Here is a 16,718-nt window from a genome sequence, read left to right as displayed (position 1 = left end):
CCCAGGACGGCTGGACACCGATTCGGACGACCGAACCGTCCAGGACGGGGGGCAAGCGCGGCGACCGCGGCCTGCGGGTCGTGCTGGGCGAGCCGCAGCAAGGCCAGGGCGGTGCGCATCTGTGCGCTGTGAGGCTCGTGCTCGTCCAGCCCGTCCAGGGCGGCTTCGGCGTGGCCGGTTTAACCCAGCTCCACGTGGGATAGCAGCATGAGTGCTCGCGCGCCACCGAACTTTGAGTAACTTGACCACTCCTGGCCGCCTTCCCCGACCGCGGACGACCGGGGAGCAGCCGGGTGTGCGGACCGCTGTGCCAGTGCACGGCGCCGCCCGCGCGGCCCGGTGAGCCGGCCCCGTTTCAGTCATGCGGGACGGCTGCGGTGCGGAACCGGCGCAGGCGCAGGCTGTTGGAGACCACGAAGACGCTGGAGAACGCCATCGCCGCACCGGCGATGAGAGGGTTGAGCAGGCCGAGGGCGGCCAGCGGCAGGGCGGCGATGTTGTAGGCGAACGCCCAGAACAGGTTGCCCTTGATGGTGCGCAGGGTGGCCCGGGCGAGGCGGATGGCGTCGACGGCGGCGTTCAGGTCGCCGCGTACGAGCGTGAGGTCGCTGGCCTCGATGGCCACGTCGGTGCCGGTGCCCATGGCCAGGCCCAGGTCGGCCTGGGCGAGGGCGGCGGCGTCGTTGACGCCGTCGCCGACCATCGCGACGACACGGCCCTCGTCCTGCAGCCGCGCGATCACGTCCACCTTGTCCTTGGGCAGGACCTCGGCGACGAGCTCGTCGATGCCCACCTCCGCGGCCACGGCCCGTGCGGCGGTCTCGTTGTCGCCGGTCAGCAGGACCGGCCGCAGCCCGAGATCGCGCAGACGCTGGATCGCCTCGGCCGAGGTCGGCTTGAGAGTGTCGGCGACGACCAGGACGGCACACGCGTGCCCGTCCCAGGCGACGGCGACGGCGGTGCGGCCCTGAGCTTCCGCGGCCTTCTGGGCCGCTTGGAGTTCCTCGGGAAGTTCGGCGCCGGCCTCGGCCAGCATCCTGGGGCGGCCGACCAGCACCGTGCGGCCTTCGACCGTGCCGCGTACGCCGAGTCCTTCGAGGTTGGTGAAGTCCTCGACCGCGGGCAGGTCGCCGACCCGGTCCTCTGCGCCAAGGGCGATGGCCTTGGCGATGGGGTGCTCGGAGGCGTGTTCCAGAGCGCCGGCCAGCCGCAGGGCCTCGTCCTCGTCGACGCCGTCGGCGGCGTGCACGCCGGTCAGGCTCATGCGGCCGGTGGTGACGGTGCCGGTCTTGTCCAGGACCACGGTGTCGATACGGCGGGTTGACTCCAGCACCTCCGGCCCCTTGATCAGGATGCCGAGCTGGGCGCCCCGGCCGGTGCCGACCAGCAGCGCGGTCGGCGTGGCCAGCCCCAGCCCGCACGGGCAGGCGATGATCAGCACCGCGACGGCGGAGCTGAACGCGGACGCGGTGCCGGCGCCGCCGCCCAGCCAGAAGGCCAGGGTGCCGACCGCCAGGGCGATCACGATCGGGACGAAGACGGCGGAGACCCGGTCGGCGAGCCGTTGGATCTCGGCCTTGCCGGTCTGGGCGTCCTCGACCAGTTTGGCCATCTGCGCCAGTTGGGTGTCCGCCCCGACCCGGGTCGCCCGTACGACCAGGCGTCCGCCGGCGTTGACGGTGGCGCCGACCACCGCGTCGCCCATGCCGACCTCGACCGGCACGGACTCGCCGGTGAGCATGGAGGCGTCCACCGCGGAGGTGCCTTCCTCTACGACGCCGTCGGTAGCGATCTTCTCGCCGGGGCGTACGACGAATAGGTCCCCCACGCCCAGCTGCTCGACGGGGATGCGTTCCTCACGGCCGTCGCGGAGCACCGCGACGTCCTTGGCTCCCATCTGAAGCAGCGCGCGCAGCGCGGCTCCGGCCCGGCGCTTGGAGCGGGCCTCGAAGAAGCGGCCGGACAGGATCGCCGCGGTGAGTCCGCTGGCGACTTCGAGGTAGATGTTGCTGTCGGCCATGTCACGGTCGACGGTCAGGTCGAAGCCGTGGTGCAGGCCGGGCGCGCCCGCGTCGCCGAGGAACAGGGCGTACAGCGACCAGAGGGTGGCTGCGGCCACTCCGAGCGAGATCAGGGTGTCCATGGTGGCGGCGCCGTGCCGTGCGTTCGCCCACGCCGCCTTGTGGAACGGCCACGCGCCCCACACGACGACCGGCGCCGCCAGGGTCAGCGAGGCCCACTGCCAGTAGGTGAACTGCAGCGGCGGCACCATCGCCATCGCGATCACCGGCACGGCCAGGGCGACCGAGACGAGCATCCGCTCGCGCAGCGAGCGGGTGTGTTCGTCGTACTCCGCCTCCGCTTCTTCGGGCTCGCCCGACGAAACAGTCTCACCGGCCGCCTCCGGCGCCGAGGTCTTCGGCTTCGGCAGCACGGCGGTGTAGCCGGTGTCCTCGATCACCTTGATCAGATCCGTGGCCGTCAGCTGGACCGGGTAGGTCACCTTGGCCTTCTCGGTGGCGAAGTTGACCGTGGCACTGACGCCGTCGAGCTTGTTCAGCTTGCGCTCGATCCGCGCGGAGCACGAGGCACAGGTCATGCCGCCCACGGCCAGTTCGATCTGCTGGTTGGCCGCCGCCAGGGCCTCGTCCTCAGTCGTCGAGCTCATCGGTGTCCTCCTCGGGCGGGCTCCGCGTGCGCGTGATGTCTGGAGTGCTCGTGATGCTTGTGGTGCTCGTGATGTTTGGGGTGCTTCGCCTCGCGGGCGGGATCTGTTGCGCTGGGCGACGGGTTCCGACTGTCCGGCCCGGGCGAACCGCTCGTCGGGCTTTCCGCAGGCGCGAAGCCAACGGCGTCCGGCCGCCCGGTCTCCGGGGTCACCGCATCCGTCTCCACCTGCGTCGGGGAAGGCGAAGGCGGACCCGAGACGGCCGGCGTCGGCGTCGGGCTGGGTGTACCGGCGCCCGTACGGTCTTCGCCGTGTCCGCTGCCGGGCGGGTGCGCGGAGCCGCCCGGCTGGTCTGAAGAAGCGGCGGCATCGAAGGGCCCGGCCGCGCTGCCCGCCGCCCAGGAGCCCGCGAAGACGACGGCGAGCGACAGGGCGTAGGCGGAGATCTTGGCTGTGGTGTTCACGCTGTGCTTCCCGCGTCCGCGACGGTGTCAGGAGGCGATCAGTTCGTATCCGGCCTCGGTCACGGCGGCCCGTATGTCGTCGGTGTTCAGCGGCTCGGCGCTGCACACGGTGACCCGACCGGAGTCCACATCGACGTCAACGTTCTCCACCCCGGAGAGGGTGCCGATCTCCTTGGTGACGGAGTCTGCGCAGTGGCTGCAGGTCATGCCCGTGACGGTGTAGGTGAACTCGCTCATCGTGCGCTCCTCGATCGGGCACGACCGCCGGCACTCGGCGGTCGCCGGGGCAGGGGACCTCAGCAATCCCTAGCGTTACACTTCCAGTGCACTGGAAGTTCAAGAGGAGGCCCGATGAAAATCGGCGAGGTGGCCGACCTCACAGAGGTCAACACCAAGACGATCCGCTTCTATGAGGACGCGGGCGTGCTGCCGCCGCCCAAGCGCACTGCGAGCGGCCACCGTGTCTACGGCATGGAGACCGTGGACCGGATGCGGTTCATCCGCCGCTGCCAGGCCGCGGGCCTGTCCCTGCAGGAGGTCCGCCAGATTCTGGGGGTGCACGACCGGGGCGAGGTCCCTTGCGGTCATGTCCGGCGACTCCTCGACGACCGGCTGGGGCGGGTACGGGCCCAGATCGCCGAACTCATCACGCTCGAAGCCCACTTGGAAGGTCTGATCGCCCATGCCGACCAAGGCGAGCCGACCGACCACGACGAAGCCGGCGTCTGCTGGATCCTCGAATCGGATCCGGGCCGCCAGGAGGCGGCCTCCGCCGCCTCCTGAACGGACCGGGCTCCCGTCTCACTCGGCGACCCTGGCCCGGTAGTCGCCTGCTCCCTCCACCGCCGCGACAAGCGCGGTGGTGTCCACGGTGGCGCCCTCTTCCAGACGTACGGTGGTGCGCCCGCCCCGGACGTCGGTGGTGGACGACCGGACACCGGCCAGCTTTTCGAGTTCGTCGTCGATGAGCAGCCCGCAGCTGGCGCAGTGCATACCCTCAACCCGCAAGAGGACCTGCGGGCCGCCCCCGACCGTGTCGTCCTTCTTGTTCTTGCTGCGGAAGATGCCCATCACTACGCCGCCTTGAAGTCGATGGTGCCGGTCTGCATGCCCATGGCGCAGGAGAAGCGGAGCGTGCCGGCCTTGCGGGTGCCCAGGTCGATGTTGGTGTCGCCGTCGCGCTTGGCGATCTCCTGGACGCCGAGTTCGGGGATGGTGAAGGCGCGGGCGCAGCCGCCGGAGTCCTTGCCCCGCAGGATCAGCGTGGTGGGCACGCCGGCCTTGGCGGTGAACTGGGTGGGTACGTAGAAGTCCGTCACGGTCAGGGTGATGATCTGCTGCCCGGAGGCGTCGATGCGCACCGGCCCGTCGGCGGCCGGTTTCCGCTCCGCCGCCGCCGTGTTCCCCTCCTCCGTGCTGTCCGACGGGGCGGGAGCCGCTGCGGCGGCCGGGTTGCCGCCCGGCGTGAAGTCGAAGGTCGCCCAGCCGCCCGCCTGCAGGCCGGAGACGACCGTCCAGGCGGCGACGCCGAGGACGACCACGCCAGTGAGGACAGCGAGCCGTCCCCAGAGCGCCTGGCTGGTACGGCGGAACACGTAGCCCAGCGCCGCGAACAACGGTGCGGTGCCCGCCACGAACCCGGCCATCACCACGGCCCCGGCCACCGGGGAACCGGAGGTGATGGCGATCAGCGACACGGACAGGGTCACCCCGCAGGGCACCAGAACGGTGGCGAAGCCAATCAGCGCCGGGGTGACGGCGGAGTCGGTCTTGGTGCTGCGGCGCAGCAGCCGCCCGAAGGATGCCGGCGGCCGGGGTACGAGGCGGCTGACCGCCTTGACGCCCAGCAGGTCGAGGGCGAACAGCACCATGATGAGCGCGGCGACCAGCAACAGAACGGCCCGGGCGCGGGGGCTGGGCTGCAGCGCGTCACCGAAGACGCCGAGCAGCGCGCCGAGCAGGGTGTGGGAGAGCAGTTTTCCGGCGAGGAAGGCTCCGACCGGGGCCAGTGGCTTGGGCTCGGCCGGGCCGGCGACGAGGTCTTCCCCTCCTGCCTTGGTTCTCGATGCGGTCTGGGTTTTCGGTGCGGGCTTGGCCTTCGAACCGGCTTTGGATGAGGAGGCTGAGGAGCGAGTACGGGGCGGCGGCGCTGCCGAGGGGCGGCGCCGGGTCACCGCCCCCGCGAGCAGGCCCCCTTGGACTGCGGCGCACGAGGCACCGCCCGCGAGCAGGCCGGTGGAGACACCGGTGATGAGCAACGCGACAGACGACGGCATGCGTCGGCACTCCTGAGTTAAGGGGAGGGCGGCGCGCGTGCGTGGGCGCGCCGCAGTCGGGCGTGGGGCAGCCTGATCCCGCGGGCTCATGCCCGGCGGGAGGGCTCCGTCACGTCCGAGAGACGCACAGCCGGTTCGGATCAGGTGGAGGAGCCGGCTCGGCGGGCGGGGACAGCCCCGCCCGCTCTTCCCACGGCCGTACGGACACCGCGTCACGCGGCCCCTCGGCCGGGCCCAGGACGACCAGAGTGGCGGAAGCCGGTGCGGTCATCGGTCGGGCGCCGTGGTCGGCGCCCGCCGGACAGTGGTCCTCCATGCCTGCGGCAGGACCGGCCACGGTCTGGGCCGCCTGTCCGGAGGCATCCATCTGATGCGCCTGGCGCACCGGGCCGGACATCGTCATGGCCGGGCGGGCGGCACCGGTCAGGCAGAGTGTGAGCGCGCACGCCAGCAGCACCCCGGCCCACAGCCGCAACACTGGACTCACACGTGGCGTCACAAGGGGCATGCTAGCGGCGCCTGGAACTGCCCGGGCGGTCACAGGGGCAGTTGGTAGCCGCTGATCCAGCTCTGCATCTGGCGGATCATCAGCGTCCAGACCCCGGTTACCTGCAGGAGTCCGACGAGGACGAGCAGTCCGCCGCCCAGGCGCATCACGGCCTGGGTGTTACGCCGGGCGAAGTCCACCGCTCGCAGTGACTTGCCCAGGGCGAGGGTGAAGAGCAGGAACGGGATGCCGATGCCCAGCGCGTACAGGAAGGCCAGGAACGCGCCACGCCCGGCCGAGCCGGTGGTCAGCGACAGCGAGAGCACCGTCGCCAGGGTGGGACCGATGCACGGGGTCCAGCCCAGACCGAACATCACCCCCAGCAGCGGCGCGCTCGCCAGTCCCGCGCGCGGGGTGAAGCGCGGCTTGAGCGTGCGCGACAGCAGCGGGATCCGCTCCAGGATCCCCATGAACATCAGCCCCAGCACGATGGTGAGCGCGCCCAGGACCTTGATCAGGGTCTCCTGGTGGGCAAAGAGCAGGGTGCTCACGCTGCCGAAGAGCGCGCCGTAGGCGGAGAACAGGGCGGCGAAGCCGAGAACGAACAGGGCCGTGCCCAGCAGTGCCCGCCGTCTGGTCCGCCCATCGGCCTGGTTCGCCTGGGCGTCGGCGGCGGTCATCCCGGTGGTGTACGAGAGGTAGCCGGGCACAAGCGGCAGGCAGCACGGTGAGGCGATAGTGATCGCCCCGGCGGCCAGGGCGATCGGGGCGGCCAGGAGCAGGGATCCCGAGCCGACCACCTGGCTGACGTCGACGGACAAGGCTGTGCCCTTCCCATATGCGTTCCGGACCTGTGGCAGGGCCGGTGTGAGCGGCAGGTCGACACGCACCCTACCTCCTATGTAACTTAGGTCCTAAGCCGCCTAGGTGATTGCAGCCTGGGGTGGTACTCGCTGCCCAGAAAGGCTTGTGGATGAGCGAGCTCCTCTTCGGTACGACGCTGCTGGCGTCGTTCATCGGCGGGATGGTGGCGCTGCTGGCGCCGTGCTGCATCTCGGTGATGCTGCCCGCGTACTTCGCCTCCGGCTTCCGCTCACGCGGCCGGGTACTCGCGGCAACGCTGGCCTTCGGTGCCGGGGTGGCCACGGTCATCGTGCCGATCGGCCTCGGCGCCGCGGCCGCCTCGGCGGCCCTGGTCCGTTTCCACCTGGAGGTGTACCTGGCCGGCGGCGCGCTGATGCTGCTCGGCGGTCTTGCGGTGCTGTACGGCTGGAAGCCCAACCTGCCGATGCCGTCCCGCCGTTCACCGCAGGGCGGCGGGTTCGGCGCGGCCTACGCGCTGGGCGCGTTCTCCGGCATCGCCAGCGCCTGCTGCGCGCCGGTACTGGCCGGAGTCGCCGTGCTGTCCGGGGCCACCGCGTCCTTTCCGGCCGCGCTGAGCGTCGGCCTCGTCTACGTGCTGGGCATGGTCGCCCCGCTGGTCGTGATCGCCCTGGCCTGGGAGCGCGGCCGCAGGGGCCCGGCCCGCGTCCTGCAGGGGCGCCGGGTGCGGCTGCGCATCGGCCGCCGGCAGCGCGGCCTACCGCTGGGGGACCTGCTGTCCGGCGTCCTGCTGGTGGGCATGGGTGTCCTGACGGTGGTACTCGCGATCACCGGTCCGTCGATGCCGAACTCCGGCTGGCGGGTCACCTTCGCCGCCGACCTGCAGCACGCCGCCTCGACCGCCACCCACGCCCTGGCCTGGCTGCCCGGCTGGGCCCTGGCCCTCGCAGCCGCCGCGGCGCTGGCCCTGCTGATCCGCCGCGCCCTGCGCCCCGCCACACCGCCCGGCCCCGAACCGGTCACCGACCGCGTTCCCGAGACCGTCCCCGCCGCCCCCGAACCCGCGGAAGTCACCGGGAGCGCCGACCTCACCACGACGATGGAGACCCGCACCGATGGCCGCTGACACCAAGCCCGCACGGCGTGCACAGCTCGCGCAAGACCGTGAACGCGAGCAGCACCGACGCCGCGTGCGCAATCTCGCGGTGCTCGCCGTCATCCTGGTCGCGGTGGTCGCCGGGCTCTACGCGGTGTTCAACAAGTCCGAGGACGCCCCGGCCTCCGGCTACGAGGTCGGCAGCCCGGGCATCGGCAAGAGCGCCCCCGGCTTCACCCTCACCTCCAGCACCGGCAAGGTGACCAGCCTGGACGCCTTCAAGGGCAAGACCGTGCTGCTGTACTTCCAGGAGGGCCTGACCTGCCAGCCGTGCTGGGACCAGATCCGCGACCTGGAGAAGTCCTCCGCCAAGGTCAAGGCCGCCGGCATCGACCAGATCGTCTCCGTCACCACCGACCCGGCGAACCTGATCGCCCGCAAGGTCAAGGACGACGCCCTCAGCACCCCGGTGCTCTCGGATCCCGACCTGAAGGTCTCCAAGGAGTACGGGGCGAACCAGTACGGGATGATGGGCGACTCCCGCGACGGCCACAGCTTCGTCCTGGTCGGCCCCGACGGAAAGATCCAGTGGCGGGCCGACTACGGCGGCGCCCCCAAGTACACGATGTACGTCAAGGTCGACAAGCTGCTCGCCGACCTGAAGTCCGGGCGGCAGTCATGACCACCGCCCCGCGCTCCATCACGCTGCTCACCCAGGCCGACTGCGCGCTGTGCGAGCACGCCAAGCGCGTCCTGGCCAAGGTGGGGGCCGATCACCCGTTGACCGTCACCGAAATCGACCTCGGCAGCACCGAGGGCCAGCGCCTCGCGCTGGAGGCGGGCGCGCTTTTCGCCCCCGGCATCCTCCTCGACGGCGAACCCTTCGGCTACGGGCGGCTCTCCGAACGTCGCCTGCGCCGTGCGCTCACCAGCGCGGCGGCCCCTGCACGCCGTACTTCTGACAGGAGTTCGTCATGAGTCAGTTCCTCTACGTCCTTCCCGCCCTGGCCTGTCCCGTCGGCATGGGGGCGATGATGTGGTTCATGATGAAGGGGGGCCGCAAGGACCAGGCCGCCCCACCGGCCGGAAGCGATCCGCGTGAGCAGGAACTGGATCTCCTCCGCAAGGAGGTCGCCGACCTGCGCACCAAAGTCACGCCGCAGCCCGGCCCGCAGGACCGGGAGCGCACGCCGTGACCGCGTACGTCCTGCCGCTGCTGGCCACCGTGGCGGCCGCCGCGCTCACGTACGTCTTCTGCGTCCGGCCCATGCGCCAGGGCCGCGGCTGCCACACAACGCCGCAGCAGACCCAGTCGCAAACCTCCTCCCACAGCACCGCCCCGGACGCCACGGACGCGGAGATCAAGCGGCTGCGCGAGGAGGTGCAACTCCTGCACCACGAACTCGACTTGCGGGCAGCAGGCGGCAAACGGGCATCCGGCCCACTCCCGAAGGGTGAGCCACGCTGAGCACCACACCGATACGGCCGCGACGGTCCCCGGTCATCCCCCGTCCCGCGGGACCCTCGCGGCGCACCGCCCTGACCGCCCTCCTCGCCCTGGCCGCCACCGGCACGGTCACCGCCTGCGGCACCTTTCAGGGCCAGGACAGCAGCAGCCGAGGGACGAACCCCGGGGCGGCCAAAGGCAGTTCCTCGAACTACCTCAAACCCGGCGAGCGCACCCTCACACCCACCCTGAAGGGCACCACTCTGACCGGTGAGCATGCCAACATCGCGCGGATGCGCGGCGATGTCGTGGTGATCAACGTGTGGGGCTCGTGGTGCGCGCCCTGCCGCGAGGAGGCTCCGGAGCTGGCGCGCCTCGCCAAGGAGACCAAGCCGCTGGGGGTGGAGTTCCTCGGCGTCGACATCCGCGACAGCAAGTCCGCGGCCATCGGGTTCGAGCGCGACTACGGCATCCCCTATCCGAGCGTCTTCGACCCGGACAGCCGTACGATGATCGGCTTCAAGCGCCTCGCCCCCCGAGCCGTCCCCACCACCTACGTTCTGGACCGCACGGGCAAGGTGGCCGCACTGTCCATCGGCCCGCTGACCTACCGTGACTTCCTCCCCATCATCAAGGGCATCGCAGCCGAGACTCCCTCGGCCGCCCCGTCACCACGGTGATCGTCGGCGTCAGGCGGGCTTGCGTGCGGTAATGCGCTCGACGATGCCCAGCTTGAACCGGTCCCGCTGCTCGATCTGAAGGCCCTCGGCCTGCACGTGCCTGAGCGGGCGGCGCCGGAAGTGCTCGCCGCCCAGCGGGACGGTGACCAGTTCCAGGAGACGTTGTACCGCGCGAGCGTGCCAGGCTGAGCTGATGACGTGGTCGAGGAGCAGCAGGCGGCCGCCGGGGCGCAGCACCCGGACCATCTCGGCGACCGCCCGCCGCTCGTCGGGGATGGCGCACAGCGAGAGGGTGCTCACGACGGTGTCGAACGAGGCGTCGGGGAACGGCAGAGCCTGGGCGTCGGCCTCGCGCAGCTCGACGGCGCGGCCCAGTTGCTCGGCACGCCGGCGGGCGATGTCCAGCATGGCCGGGCTCCACTCGATCCCGGTGAGGTCGGTGTCGGCCGGGTAGAGGGGCAGGTTGAGGCCGGTGCCGATGGCGATCTCCAGGACGTGCCCGGTGGCCTGGGAGCAGATCCACCTCCTGCTGTCGCCGAACAGATGCCGGTCGAAGAAGCCCATCTGCCGGTCGTAGGAGCGGGCGTGCCGGTCCCAGTAGCGACGTAGCCGCGCGGAGCGATCGTTGGTGCTGGACATCGGGAGCGCCTCTCGCTGGATGGGACGGGATCGAGCCGGTTTTTGGCCTGTCGCCCTCCGCGGGGCAGAACGATGCCGGAAGCACCTCCGTAACCGCGCCGGGCAGCAGTGGCACGCAACGCACACAGACCGATCGATACCCCATCTCGACGGTAATCCCCGGGACGATGGCCGATGACAACCCCGGACGCCGTCCGTGCCCAGGCACCGGGTGGTGCGGGGAGCGCCAAGGACGTCGTGCAGTCGCGCAGGGTGCAGTCAGCCGAAGAGGACGGAGCTCCGGGGCTGCTCGGCCCCGGCGAGAAGAGACCTGGCCGCCCGGCACCTAAGTCGCTTCGGAGGCATGCTGGAGAGAGGAGATACACGCTGGGTAGGTGATCGGCATGATGTGGTACGACGGCGGCTGGGGCTGGACCGGCTGGCTCTTCATGACCGTGATCACGGTGCTGTTCTGGGCGCTGCTGATCGCCGGGGTGGTTGCGCTCGTCCACTACTTCACGAGCGCCCGTCGCGACCACGAGCCCGGTCGGCCCCCCACCTCGGACCAGACGGGGTGGGGGCGCGGACGGGCCGAGGACCTGCTCGCCGAGCGGTTCGCCCGCGGAGAAATCGATGACGACGACTACCAGCGCCGCCTCGAACTGCTGCGGGAGCACCGGTGAGCGCGCACCGCCGACGCGGGATGTGGATGGTCATCGCGGGGGCGGTTGCCGCACTGGTGCTGGGCATCGCCACCACGCTGTCGCTCGCTGCCACGGGCGCACTGCGTGGTGCGGTTCCTGCGGGCTGGCAGGCGTCAGGTGCGCGCTGCGGTGTGCCCGCCCTGCCGGGCCATGTGGTGCAGGTGACCGAGAGCGACATGGGACCGGGCATGATGGGCGGCACTCCAGGCCGATACGGCATGGGCATGATGCGGCTGGTGGCCCACCCGGGCACGGCCTCAGCGGCGTGATCTCGCTGCGGGTGTTCAACGCCGGCCCGATGATGACGCACGAGGTGGTGGTGCTGCCGCTGGCACCGGGCCGGAGCATCGGGGAGCGTCCCACCCACCCGGACGGGAAGATCGACGAGGCGGGCAGCCTCGGTGAGGTCTCCCGCAGCTGCCGGGCGGGCGCGGGCGACGGCCTCCCTCCCGGTGCCGCAGGGTGGACCACCCTGACCGTGCACCCCGGCCGTTACCAGCTGGTGTGCAACCTGCCCGGTCACTACCTGGCCGGGATGTATGCGGAACTCGACGTCACCGGCCGATAGCAGGCGAGCGCAGCGGTGAGTAGCGCGGACACCGGCTGGGGGCGGCGTCGGCGTGCAAGGGGTGGGGCCTACGTCCGCTGCGTGACCGGGACGCCGTCGACTCCGAGGACAGACGACGGGACCGAGTGACAGCCCGCGCACGGGGCCGATGCAACAGCGGGCGAAGGGTTGCTGCCCCTGCCACGCGCCCTCCACTCTGGGGGTGAGCCTAGGTCCGCTATGTGGGAGGCGGCCGTGTCGAGGAAGTCCTGCAAGCCGAAGGGCCGCTGTACGGCCTGCACCCCGTGTGGCCGGCGGCCGTGCACCGCGTGGCAGGGGCCGCGCTCGATCGCCCGGCTGGGCCGCACCGTGATCACCTATCGGCTGTGCATGCGGCGCACCGCTGCGGCGTGGCTGCTGGTTGTGGCGTTGGTGGTGGCCGGCGGCGCTCTGGGTCTGCTGCCCGTGCTGGGCGCCGTGGCCGCGGCGGTCGTGCTGGGCTGGGCGGCGGGTGCGCTGCGGGTGCTGCGGCTCGATCCCGTCTGCCCGGATACCGGCGGCGCGGGCCCGGGCGGGATGGGGGTGCGCGAACCGCGCCGCCCCAAGCCGGTCCTGCCCCAAGACCGGATCAGCCGGCCGCTGCCCGAGAGGCCCGACGACGGGGCCGCCTGGGTCTGACGGCATCAGGGGGCCAGCACCGGTCCGAAGGTCTGCCGGGCGATCCGCTCGGCCTGGGCCTGGGCGACCATGCGGCCGGACACGTCCGGTTGCCGCCCGAGCCAGGCGCGGGCGGTCTCGGCGCAGGTGAAGAAGTTCAGCGCGTCGCAGCAGGCGGTAGCCGCCGGTCCGCCCCCGGGGCGCTGCCCTACGACCACCACTGCGTCCCTCGGCTCCCAGCGCATGGTCCCGGCGGTCGACGTCACGGTGACGCTCTCATCCGTCACCGGGTCGGTGGAGGAGATGACCACGTCCTGGCCCAGCATGGCGGGGATGCCGAGGGCGTCGATCGCGCACATCGACCACACTTCCACCTGGTCGGCGATGCGGACCCGGTGCCGGGTGGGGACGGCGGAGAACGGATAGGCGGCACGGATGCGCCCGGCGTCGTCCAGGGTGAGGAAATCCTCGTCCGCCAGCTCGGCCAGCACCCCCTCGATGCTGCGGCCGGTCCCGGCCGCCCCCGCGTGGAGCGATTGCGGCTCGGGAGCGGTCCCGGTGGTGGCGAAGTACCGCAGCACCTGCTGGTGCACCGCCCGCAGGCCGCGCTCGGCGGGCGCACGGCGACCCCGGCCGGCCCGGCCGACCACGTCCATCCCGTCCGGCGCGCAGCAGTCCGACACCGCAGAACCCTGACCGCACCCGGTTGCCCCGGCCAGGGCCTGACGCAGGGCCTCCTCGCTCGGCACCCCGGACACCGTGCCGTCCTCGTCCCGGTACAGACGGCACGACATGCTGGGCAGCGTGCCCGGCGACGCGAGCGGATCGGTCCCGTCGACCAGGATGGTGGGCGAGCCGTGCATGCCCCGCCGGGTGGCCTCGGCCGCATCGCCCACCTCGACCAGCTCCACCTCCGCCGGCCGGCCGTCCAGTGCAGCGGTGACCCGCTCCACCGCAGGCCGTGCGTTCGGGCAGTCCGCCACCGTCAGCACCGTGACCCGCATCCGCCTCGTCCTCCCAGGGCATCACTCGATACCGTCCGACCGTAGACCTTCCAGCGCACTGGAAGGTCAAGGGCTAGCCTGGAAGCATGCGTATCGGCGACCTTGCCGCCCGCAGCGGGCTGACCACGAAGACCATCCGCTTCTACGAGGACAGCAGCCTGCTGCCCGCCCCACCACGCACCCCATGCGGCTACCGCGACTACCCCGACCACACCGTCACCCGCCTCGCGGTCATCCGCGACGCCCAGCGCGCCGGCCTCACCCTCGCCGAGATCCGCTCGATCCTCACCCTCCGCGACGACGGCCACGCCCCCTGCACCCACGTCACCGCACTGATCACCGAGCACCTTGACGACATCGACCGGCGCATGGCCGAACTTGCCGCCACCCGCCAGACGCTGCGCGCGCCGCCACCACCAACCCCGGCGCCTGCGACCAGGACGCCATCTGCACCATCCTCACCGGCAGTACCCGGCGAGACCCAAGCTGAGGACACAGGGCGCATTGCCAGGTCAGCGCCCGACGGCGCAGCGACCCCCGTGTCCCAGGTCCCGCGTTCATGACGGTCACATCCCGTTGAAAGCGCGCGGTCCACTGCGGCCTGTTGATCGCCTCCTACGGCAGTCGGCCGGTGCCAGGCAGGAAGCGGCCGACTCGGGCGGCTTACGGACGGTAGGCGAGCCCGTGAACACAGGCGAGATAGGCCCCTCCACCCGCCACACCTGCCGTTTCGGCCCGGCCAGAAGACGTAATGGCCCCTGGCAGGCGTGCAGGTAGGGCACCGGTCGACAACCCTGCCTGAAGCGGCTCCATCGCGTGGACGAGACGCCGAACCTGTTCCAGCCGACGTGCGGTCCACTGCCGCCCGGAGCGGAAGTGGTCGAACTGAATTGCGATTCCGGCTACGGCACCCCGCTGATCCCGGACGGCTTCCGCGCGGTCGCGGTCGACCAGGCCCGCAGGCACCTGACCGGCGACCGGCGCCGCTGCCGCCTCGCGGTGGACGACGCCACCGACCTGCGCACCGTCTCCAGCACGGCGGACGCACACCCGACGGGTGCGCACCACACCGACGTGGCTGGTCAGCGCAGCCCGGTGGTCATCAGCAGCTGCGCCTGGCCCTGCTGGTGGATCTCCAGTGCCACCAAGGCCAGACCCAGCGCGGTCCACCCCAGGCGGCCCGGCCGCACCCGCAGCACCGGCCCGCGCCCCGCCACCGAACCCGCCACCAGGCGGGCCAGGACGGCGACCGACACCACGGCCACCAGCAGCCCGGCCGGGTTGTAGCGCCAGGCCGCCGCCACGTCGCCGCGGAAGACGGCCACGACCGAGCGGGTCAGCCCGCAGGTCGGCGCCATGATCCCGGCGTAGTGCGTCGGCTCGTGCAGGTCGACGGGGAACATCCCCCACACCGCCATCGCCACCCCGGCCCCAATCACCACGGCACCTACCGCACCCAGCCCCCACCAGCGGGCGTTCCGCGTCTCCCAGCCCCACTCGATCCGCGGCAGCCAGCCGGCACCGGCCGACCGCCGCAACGGAAGCCGCGGGTGTGCCATCGCTCTCCTCACCTGACTACCTGGCTGCTCGTGCGGTCGCGGCGTACGGGCCGGGAGACACCGCGGCGCTCACGCGGTGGCGCCGCGCTGCTTGAGCATGTCCGCCATCATCTTGATCTCCCCTGTCTGGCTGTCCACCATGCTCTGGGCCAGATCCCGCACCTGCTCGGTCTTCGCCATCTGGGCCGCCGCCTGGGACATGGCGATGCCGCCAGTGTGGTGCGCGGTCAGCAGCCGCAGATAGAGGATCTCCGCGGCCTTCCCCTTGGCCTTGCGCAGCTGGTCCATCTGGGTGTTGGTGGCCATGCCAGGCATGAGGGAGCCGTCGTGCGGCTTGTAGTCCGTTCCTTCCATGCCCGCCATCCCCTTCATGCCGCTCATGTCGCCCTTCATCCAGGACATGGGCGGCTTTTGCGAGGACTTCGGCAAGCCCCACACGTCCAGCCAGCCCAGCAGCATGCCGCGCTGGTTGGCCTGGGTGTTGATGACGTCGTACGCGAGCCGACGCACGTCCTCATTACTGGTGCGGTCGCGCACGATGAAGGACAGTTCCACCGCCTGCTGGTGATGGATCGCCATGTCGCGGGCGAAGCCGGCGTCCACCGAGTCCTGCGTCGGCACAGCCACGGCACCACTGCCGCCGGACGGCCACAGCAGCATCGCGACCAACGCCACGACGGCCAGCACCGTGGTGAGGGCTCCGCCGATCAGCAGTCGGGACAGCCTGCGCGTGCTGCGCTGTTCCTCCGGGTACGCCTCGTCATCCTGTGCCTCGTCCGCGTCGAGGTCGGCCGCGCTCACGAGGACTTCCCACCGGTGCAGGCCGCGCCCGGCTCGGGCGTCTGCTTGCCCTGGACGTACGTGTCGAAGAACTCGTTCACGCGCTTGTCGGACGCCGACGCGACGTTCAGCTGATGCCCCCAGGCCGACAGTGTGATCGGCGACGACTCGCTCTTGTACGGGCTCATCAGGGTGTACGGCGTCTTTTGCACCTTCGCCGCGAGGGTCTTCACATCGGCCTGGCTGGCCTTGTCGTTGTAGGTGACCCAGACCGCGCCGTGCTCCAGGGCGTGCACCGCGTTCTCGTTCTGCAGCTGGTGCGTGTAGACGTTGCCGTTGCAGTCCTGCCAGATGGGGGCGTGGTTGCCGCCCACCGGCGGGGTCATGGGGTAGTTGACCTTGGTGGTGACGTGGTTGCGGCTCAGGTTCGACCAGGTCTTCTCGCCGGAGATGGGGGCCGCCTGGGCCTTCTCCTTGTTGTTGGCCTGGTCGATCAGGTACCAGCCGCCGCCCACCAGCCCGGCCAGGATCGCCGTGGACGCGACGATGGTGATGATCCGGATACGGCGCTCACGGGCACGCACGGCGCGGCGCTGCTCCTCTATTCGGGCCCGTCGGGCGCCGGCCCTTTCCTTGCCCGACGGCTTGTTGCCCGAGGGCCTGTTCGTGTTCTTGTCCTTGCCGGGGTTCGTGCTCTTGGCGGATGCCATGGGAAAGTCCTTGTCCCCGCCGTCCCGTCTGGGGGCACGGCGGTGCTGCGCTGTGTGGTCAAAGAGCGCGGAATGCCGAGGCCGTCGCGAACTGGGGCGGGCGTCGGCTGGATGCGCCTAGATGCGCAGCAGTTGGAGCTGGTGCAGGTCGGGAGGCCCTGGCCCACTGCCGGGGGCACCAGGGCAGCGTGGCAAGGAT

The 16,718-nt window shown here is 71.3% G+C and carries 23 protein-coding genes; 12 read left to right on the top strand and 11 right to left on the bottom strand.

Annotated elements, in window-relative coordinates; all coding sequences use genetic code 11:
- Positions 1–355: 355 nt before the first annotated feature.
- Positions 356–2,668: a heavy metal translocating P-type ATPase gene (locus tag OG440_RS39955; protein ID WP_331753358.1), complete on the bottom strand. Its 2,313-nt coding sequence runs from the start codon at positions 2,666–2,668 to the stop codon at positions 356–358.
- A gap of 491 nt (positions 2,669–3,159) precedes the next feature.
- Entirely contained in the window at positions 3,160–3,369 is a 210-nt protein-coding gene (locus OG440_RS39950; RefSeq protein WP_331753354.1) for a heavy-metal-associated domain-containing protein, read from the bottom strand.
- A gap of 114 nt (positions 3,370–3,483) precedes the next feature.
- Between OG440_RS39950 and OG440_RS39945 the strand changes: the two genes are divergently transcribed.
- Positions 3,484–3,915 (top strand): heavy metal-responsive transcriptional regulator, encoded by a 432-nt coding sequence (locus tag OG440_RS39945; RefSeq protein WP_331753352.1) that lies wholly within the window; start codon positions 3,484–3,486, stop codon positions 3,913–3,915.
- Positions 3,916–3,933: 18 nt separating this feature from the next.
- Here the strand turns inward: OG440_RS39945 and OG440_RS39940 are convergent, their stop codons facing one another.
- From OG440_RS39940 to OG440_RS39925, 4 genes are all read right to left on the bottom strand, one after another.
- Complete coding sequence (locus tag OG440_RS39940; protein ID WP_331753515.1) at positions 3,934–4,203, bottom strand: cation transporter; 270 nt, start codon at positions 4,201–4,203, stop codon at positions 3,934–3,936.
- Positions 4,204–4,205: 2 nt separating this feature from the next.
- The gene (locus OG440_RS39935) at positions 4,206–5,408 is read right to left on the bottom strand and encodes a sulfite exporter TauE/SafE family protein (RefSeq protein WP_331753350.1); all 1,203 of its coding nucleotides are present in this window, start codon (positions 5,406–5,408) and stop codon (positions 4,206–4,208) included.
- Positions 5,409–5,517: 109 nt separating this feature from the next.
- Positions 5,518–5,895: a hypothetical protein gene (locus OG440_RS39930; RefSeq protein WP_406011633.1), complete on the bottom strand. Its 378-nt coding sequence runs from the start codon at positions 5,893–5,895 to the stop codon at positions 5,518–5,520.
- Between the two features lie 50 nt (positions 5,896–5,945).
- Positions 5,946–6,716: a cytochrome c biogenesis protein CcdA gene (locus tag OG440_RS39925; protein ID WP_331753346.1), complete on the bottom strand. Its 771-nt coding sequence runs from the start codon at positions 6,714–6,716 to the stop codon at positions 5,946–5,948.
- Positions 6,717–6,868: 152 nt separating this feature from the next.
- Between OG440_RS39925 and OG440_RS39920 the strand changes: the two genes are divergently transcribed.
- Genes OG440_RS39920 through OG440_RS39895 form a run of 6 tightly spaced genes read left to right on the top strand, consistent with a single transcriptional unit; the run spans position 6,869 to position 9,940 of the window.
- Positions 6,869–7,843 (top strand): cytochrome c biogenesis protein CcdA, encoded by a 975-nt coding sequence (locus OG440_RS39920; RefSeq protein WP_331753345.1) that lies wholly within the window; start codon positions 6,869–6,871, stop codon positions 7,841–7,843.
- On the top strand, positions 7,833–8,495 hold the full coding sequence (locus OG440_RS39915) for a peroxiredoxin family protein (RefSeq protein ID WP_331753343.1): 663 nt from the start codon (positions 7,833–7,835) through the stop codon (positions 8,493–8,495). The genes OG440_RS39920 and OG440_RS39915 overlap by 11 nt, the downstream gene beginning before the upstream one ends.
- Entirely contained in the window at positions 8,492–8,791 is a 300-nt protein-coding gene (locus OG440_RS39910; protein ID WP_331753341.1) for a glutaredoxin family protein, read from the top strand. Before OG440_RS39915 ends, OG440_RS39910 begins: the two co-directional genes overlap by 4 nt.
- A complete protein-coding gene (locus OG440_RS39905; protein WP_331753339.1) occupies positions 8,788–9,009 on the top strand; it encodes a hypothetical protein in 222 nt (73 codons plus the stop codon). Before OG440_RS39910 ends, OG440_RS39905 begins: the two co-directional genes overlap by 4 nt.
- The gene (locus tag OG440_RS39900; RefSeq protein WP_331753337.1) at positions 9,006–9,281 is read left to right on the top strand and encodes a hypothetical protein; all 276 of its coding nucleotides are present in this window, start codon (positions 9,006–9,008) and stop codon (positions 9,279–9,281) included. Before OG440_RS39905 ends, OG440_RS39900 begins: the two co-directional genes overlap by 4 nt.
- Entirely contained in the window at positions 9,278–9,940 is a 663-nt protein-coding gene (locus OG440_RS39895) for a TlpA disulfide reductase family protein (RefSeq protein ID WP_331753514.1), read from the top strand. Before OG440_RS39900 ends, OG440_RS39895 begins: the two co-directional genes overlap by 4 nt.
- Before the next feature lie 9 nt (positions 9,941–9,949).
- Here OG440_RS39895 and OG440_RS39890 read toward each other — a convergent pair whose 3' ends face one another.
- Positions 9,950–10,579: a class I SAM-dependent methyltransferase gene (locus tag OG440_RS39890; protein ID WP_331753335.1), complete on the bottom strand. Its 630-nt coding sequence runs from the start codon at positions 10,577–10,579 to the stop codon at positions 9,950–9,952.
- Between the two features lie 383 nt (positions 10,580–10,962).
- On the opposite strand from OG440_RS39890, the gene OG440_RS39885 reads away from it, so the two are divergent.
- The 4 genes from OG440_RS39885 to OG440_RS39870 all read left to right on the top strand — a co-directional run bounded on the left by OG440_RS39885 (position 10,963) and on the right by OG440_RS39870 (position 12,487).
- Positions 10,963–11,241: a hypothetical protein gene (locus OG440_RS39885; protein WP_331753333.1), complete on the top strand. Its 279-nt coding sequence runs from the start codon at positions 10,963–10,965 to the stop codon at positions 11,239–11,241.
- Positions 11,238–11,531 carry a hypothetical protein gene (locus OG440_RS39880; protein WP_331753331.1) on the top strand — a complete coding sequence of 98 codons (294 nt, stop codon included), beginning with the start codon at positions 11,238–11,240 and terminating at the stop codon, positions 11,529–11,531. The genes OG440_RS39885 and OG440_RS39880 overlap by 4 nt, the downstream gene beginning before the upstream one ends.
- Complete coding sequence (locus OG440_RS39875) at positions 11,528–11,830, top strand: hypothetical protein (protein WP_331753329.1); 303 nt, start codon at positions 11,528–11,530, stop codon at positions 11,828–11,830. The genes OG440_RS39880 and OG440_RS39875 overlap by 4 nt, the downstream gene beginning before the upstream one ends.
- A 234-nt stretch (positions 11,831–12,064) precedes the next feature.
- A complete protein-coding gene (locus OG440_RS39870) occupies positions 12,065–12,487 on the top strand; it encodes a hypothetical protein (RefSeq protein WP_406011632.1) in 423 nt (140 codons plus the stop codon).
- A gap of 5 nt (positions 12,488–12,492) precedes the next feature.
- Here the strand turns inward: OG440_RS39870 and OG440_RS39865 are convergent, their stop codons facing one another.
- On the bottom strand, positions 12,493–13,470 hold the full coding sequence (locus tag OG440_RS39865; RefSeq protein ID WP_331753325.1) for an alkylmercury lyase family protein: 978 nt from the start codon (positions 13,468–13,470) through the stop codon (positions 12,493–12,495).
- Between the two features lie 86 nt (positions 13,471–13,556).
- On the opposite strand from OG440_RS39865, the gene OG440_RS39860 reads away from it, so the two are divergent.
- A complete protein-coding gene (locus OG440_RS39860; RefSeq protein WP_331753323.1) occupies positions 13,557–14,033 on the top strand; it encodes a heavy metal-responsive transcriptional regulator in 477 nt (158 codons plus the stop codon).
- A 519-nt stretch (positions 14,034–14,552) separates the two neighbouring features.
- On the opposite strand, the gene OG440_RS39855 is transcribed toward OG440_RS39860, so the two are convergent.
- The 3 genes from OG440_RS39855 to OG440_RS39845 form a co-directional block, all read right to left on the bottom strand.
- Positions 14,553–15,029, bottom strand: a complete 477-nt coding sequence (locus tag OG440_RS39855; RefSeq protein ID WP_331753321.1) for a DUF2752 domain-containing protein — start codon at positions 15,027–15,029, stop codon at positions 14,553–14,555.
- A gap of 69 nt (positions 15,030–15,098) precedes the next feature.
- Complete coding sequence (locus OG440_RS39850) at positions 15,099–15,830, bottom strand: DUF305 domain-containing protein (protein ID WP_406011631.1); 732 nt, start codon at positions 15,828–15,830, stop codon at positions 15,099–15,101.
- The gene (locus tag OG440_RS39845; protein WP_331753319.1) at positions 15,827–16,519 is read right to left on the bottom strand and encodes a DUF3105 domain-containing protein; all 693 of its coding nucleotides are present in this window, start codon (positions 16,517–16,519) and stop codon (positions 15,827–15,829) included. The genes OG440_RS39850 and OG440_RS39845 overlap by 4 nt, the downstream gene beginning before the upstream one ends.
- Positions 16,520–16,718: the final 199 nt, after the last annotated feature.

Source organism: Streptomyces sp. NBC_00637 (genome assembly GCF_045161545.1).
Classification (GTDB): domain Bacteria; phylum Actinomycetota; class Actinomycetes; order Streptomycetales; family Streptomycetaceae; genus Streptomyces.
This window is presented reverse-complemented; position numbering and strand designations above follow the sequence as displayed.

Excerpts from the sequence above, each read along its gene's own strand:
- OG440_RS39955 (WP_331753358.1), bottom strand. The coding sequence starts at position 2,668 with ATGAGCTCGACGACTGAGGACGAGGCCCTGGCGGCGGCCAACCAGCAG.
- OG440_RS39950 (WP_331753354.1), bottom strand. The coding sequence starts at position 3,369 with ATGAGCGAGTTCACCTACACCGTCACGGGCATGACCTGCAGCCACTGC.
- OG440_RS39945 (WP_331753352.1), top strand. The coding sequence starts at position 3,484 with ATGAAAATCGGCGAGGTGGCCGACCTCACAGAGGTCAACACCAAGACG.
- OG440_RS39940 (WP_331753515.1), bottom strand. The coding sequence starts at position 4,203 with ATGGGCATCTTCCGCAGCAAGAACAAGAAGGACGACACGGTCGGGGGC.
- OG440_RS39935 (WP_331753350.1), bottom strand. The coding sequence starts at position 5,408 with ATGCCGTCGTCTGTCGCGTTGCTCATCACCGGTGTCTCCACCGGCCTG.
- OG440_RS39920 (WP_331753345.1), top strand. The coding sequence starts at position 6,869 with ATGAGCGAGCTCCTCTTCGGTACGACGCTGCTGGCGTCGTTCATCGGC.
- OG440_RS39915 (WP_331753343.1), top strand. The coding sequence starts at position 7,833 with ATGGCCGCTGACACCAAGCCCGCACGGCGTGCACAGCTCGCGCAAGAC.
- OG440_RS39910 (WP_331753341.1), top strand. The coding sequence starts at position 8,492 with ATGACCACCGCCCCGCGCTCCATCACGCTGCTCACCCAGGCCGACTGC.
- OG440_RS39905 (WP_331753339.1), top strand. The coding sequence starts at position 8,788 with ATGAGTCAGTTCCTCTACGTCCTTCCCGCCCTGGCCTGTCCCGTCGGC.
- OG440_RS39890 (WP_331753335.1), bottom strand. The coding sequence starts at position 10,579 with ATGTCCAGCACCAACGATCGCTCCGCGCGGCTACGTCGCTACTGGGAC.
- OG440_RS39885 (WP_331753333.1), top strand. The coding sequence starts at position 10,963 with ATGATGTGGTACGACGGCGGCTGGGGCTGGACCGGCTGGCTCTTCATG.
- OG440_RS39865 (WP_331753325.1), bottom strand. The coding sequence starts at position 13,470 with ATGCGGGTCACGGTGCTGACGGTGGCGGACTGCCCGAACGCACGGCCT.
- OG440_RS39860 (WP_331753323.1), top strand. The coding sequence starts at position 13,557 with ATGCGTATCGGCGACCTTGCCGCCCGCAGCGGGCTGACCACGAAGACC.
- OG440_RS39855 (WP_331753321.1), bottom strand. The coding sequence starts at position 15,029 with ATGGCACACCCGCGGCTTCCGTTGCGGCGGTCGGCCGGTGCCGGCTGG.
- OG440_RS39845 (WP_331753319.1), bottom strand. The coding sequence starts at position 16,519 with ATGGCATCCGCCAAGAGCACGAACCCCGGCAAGGACAAGAACACGAAC.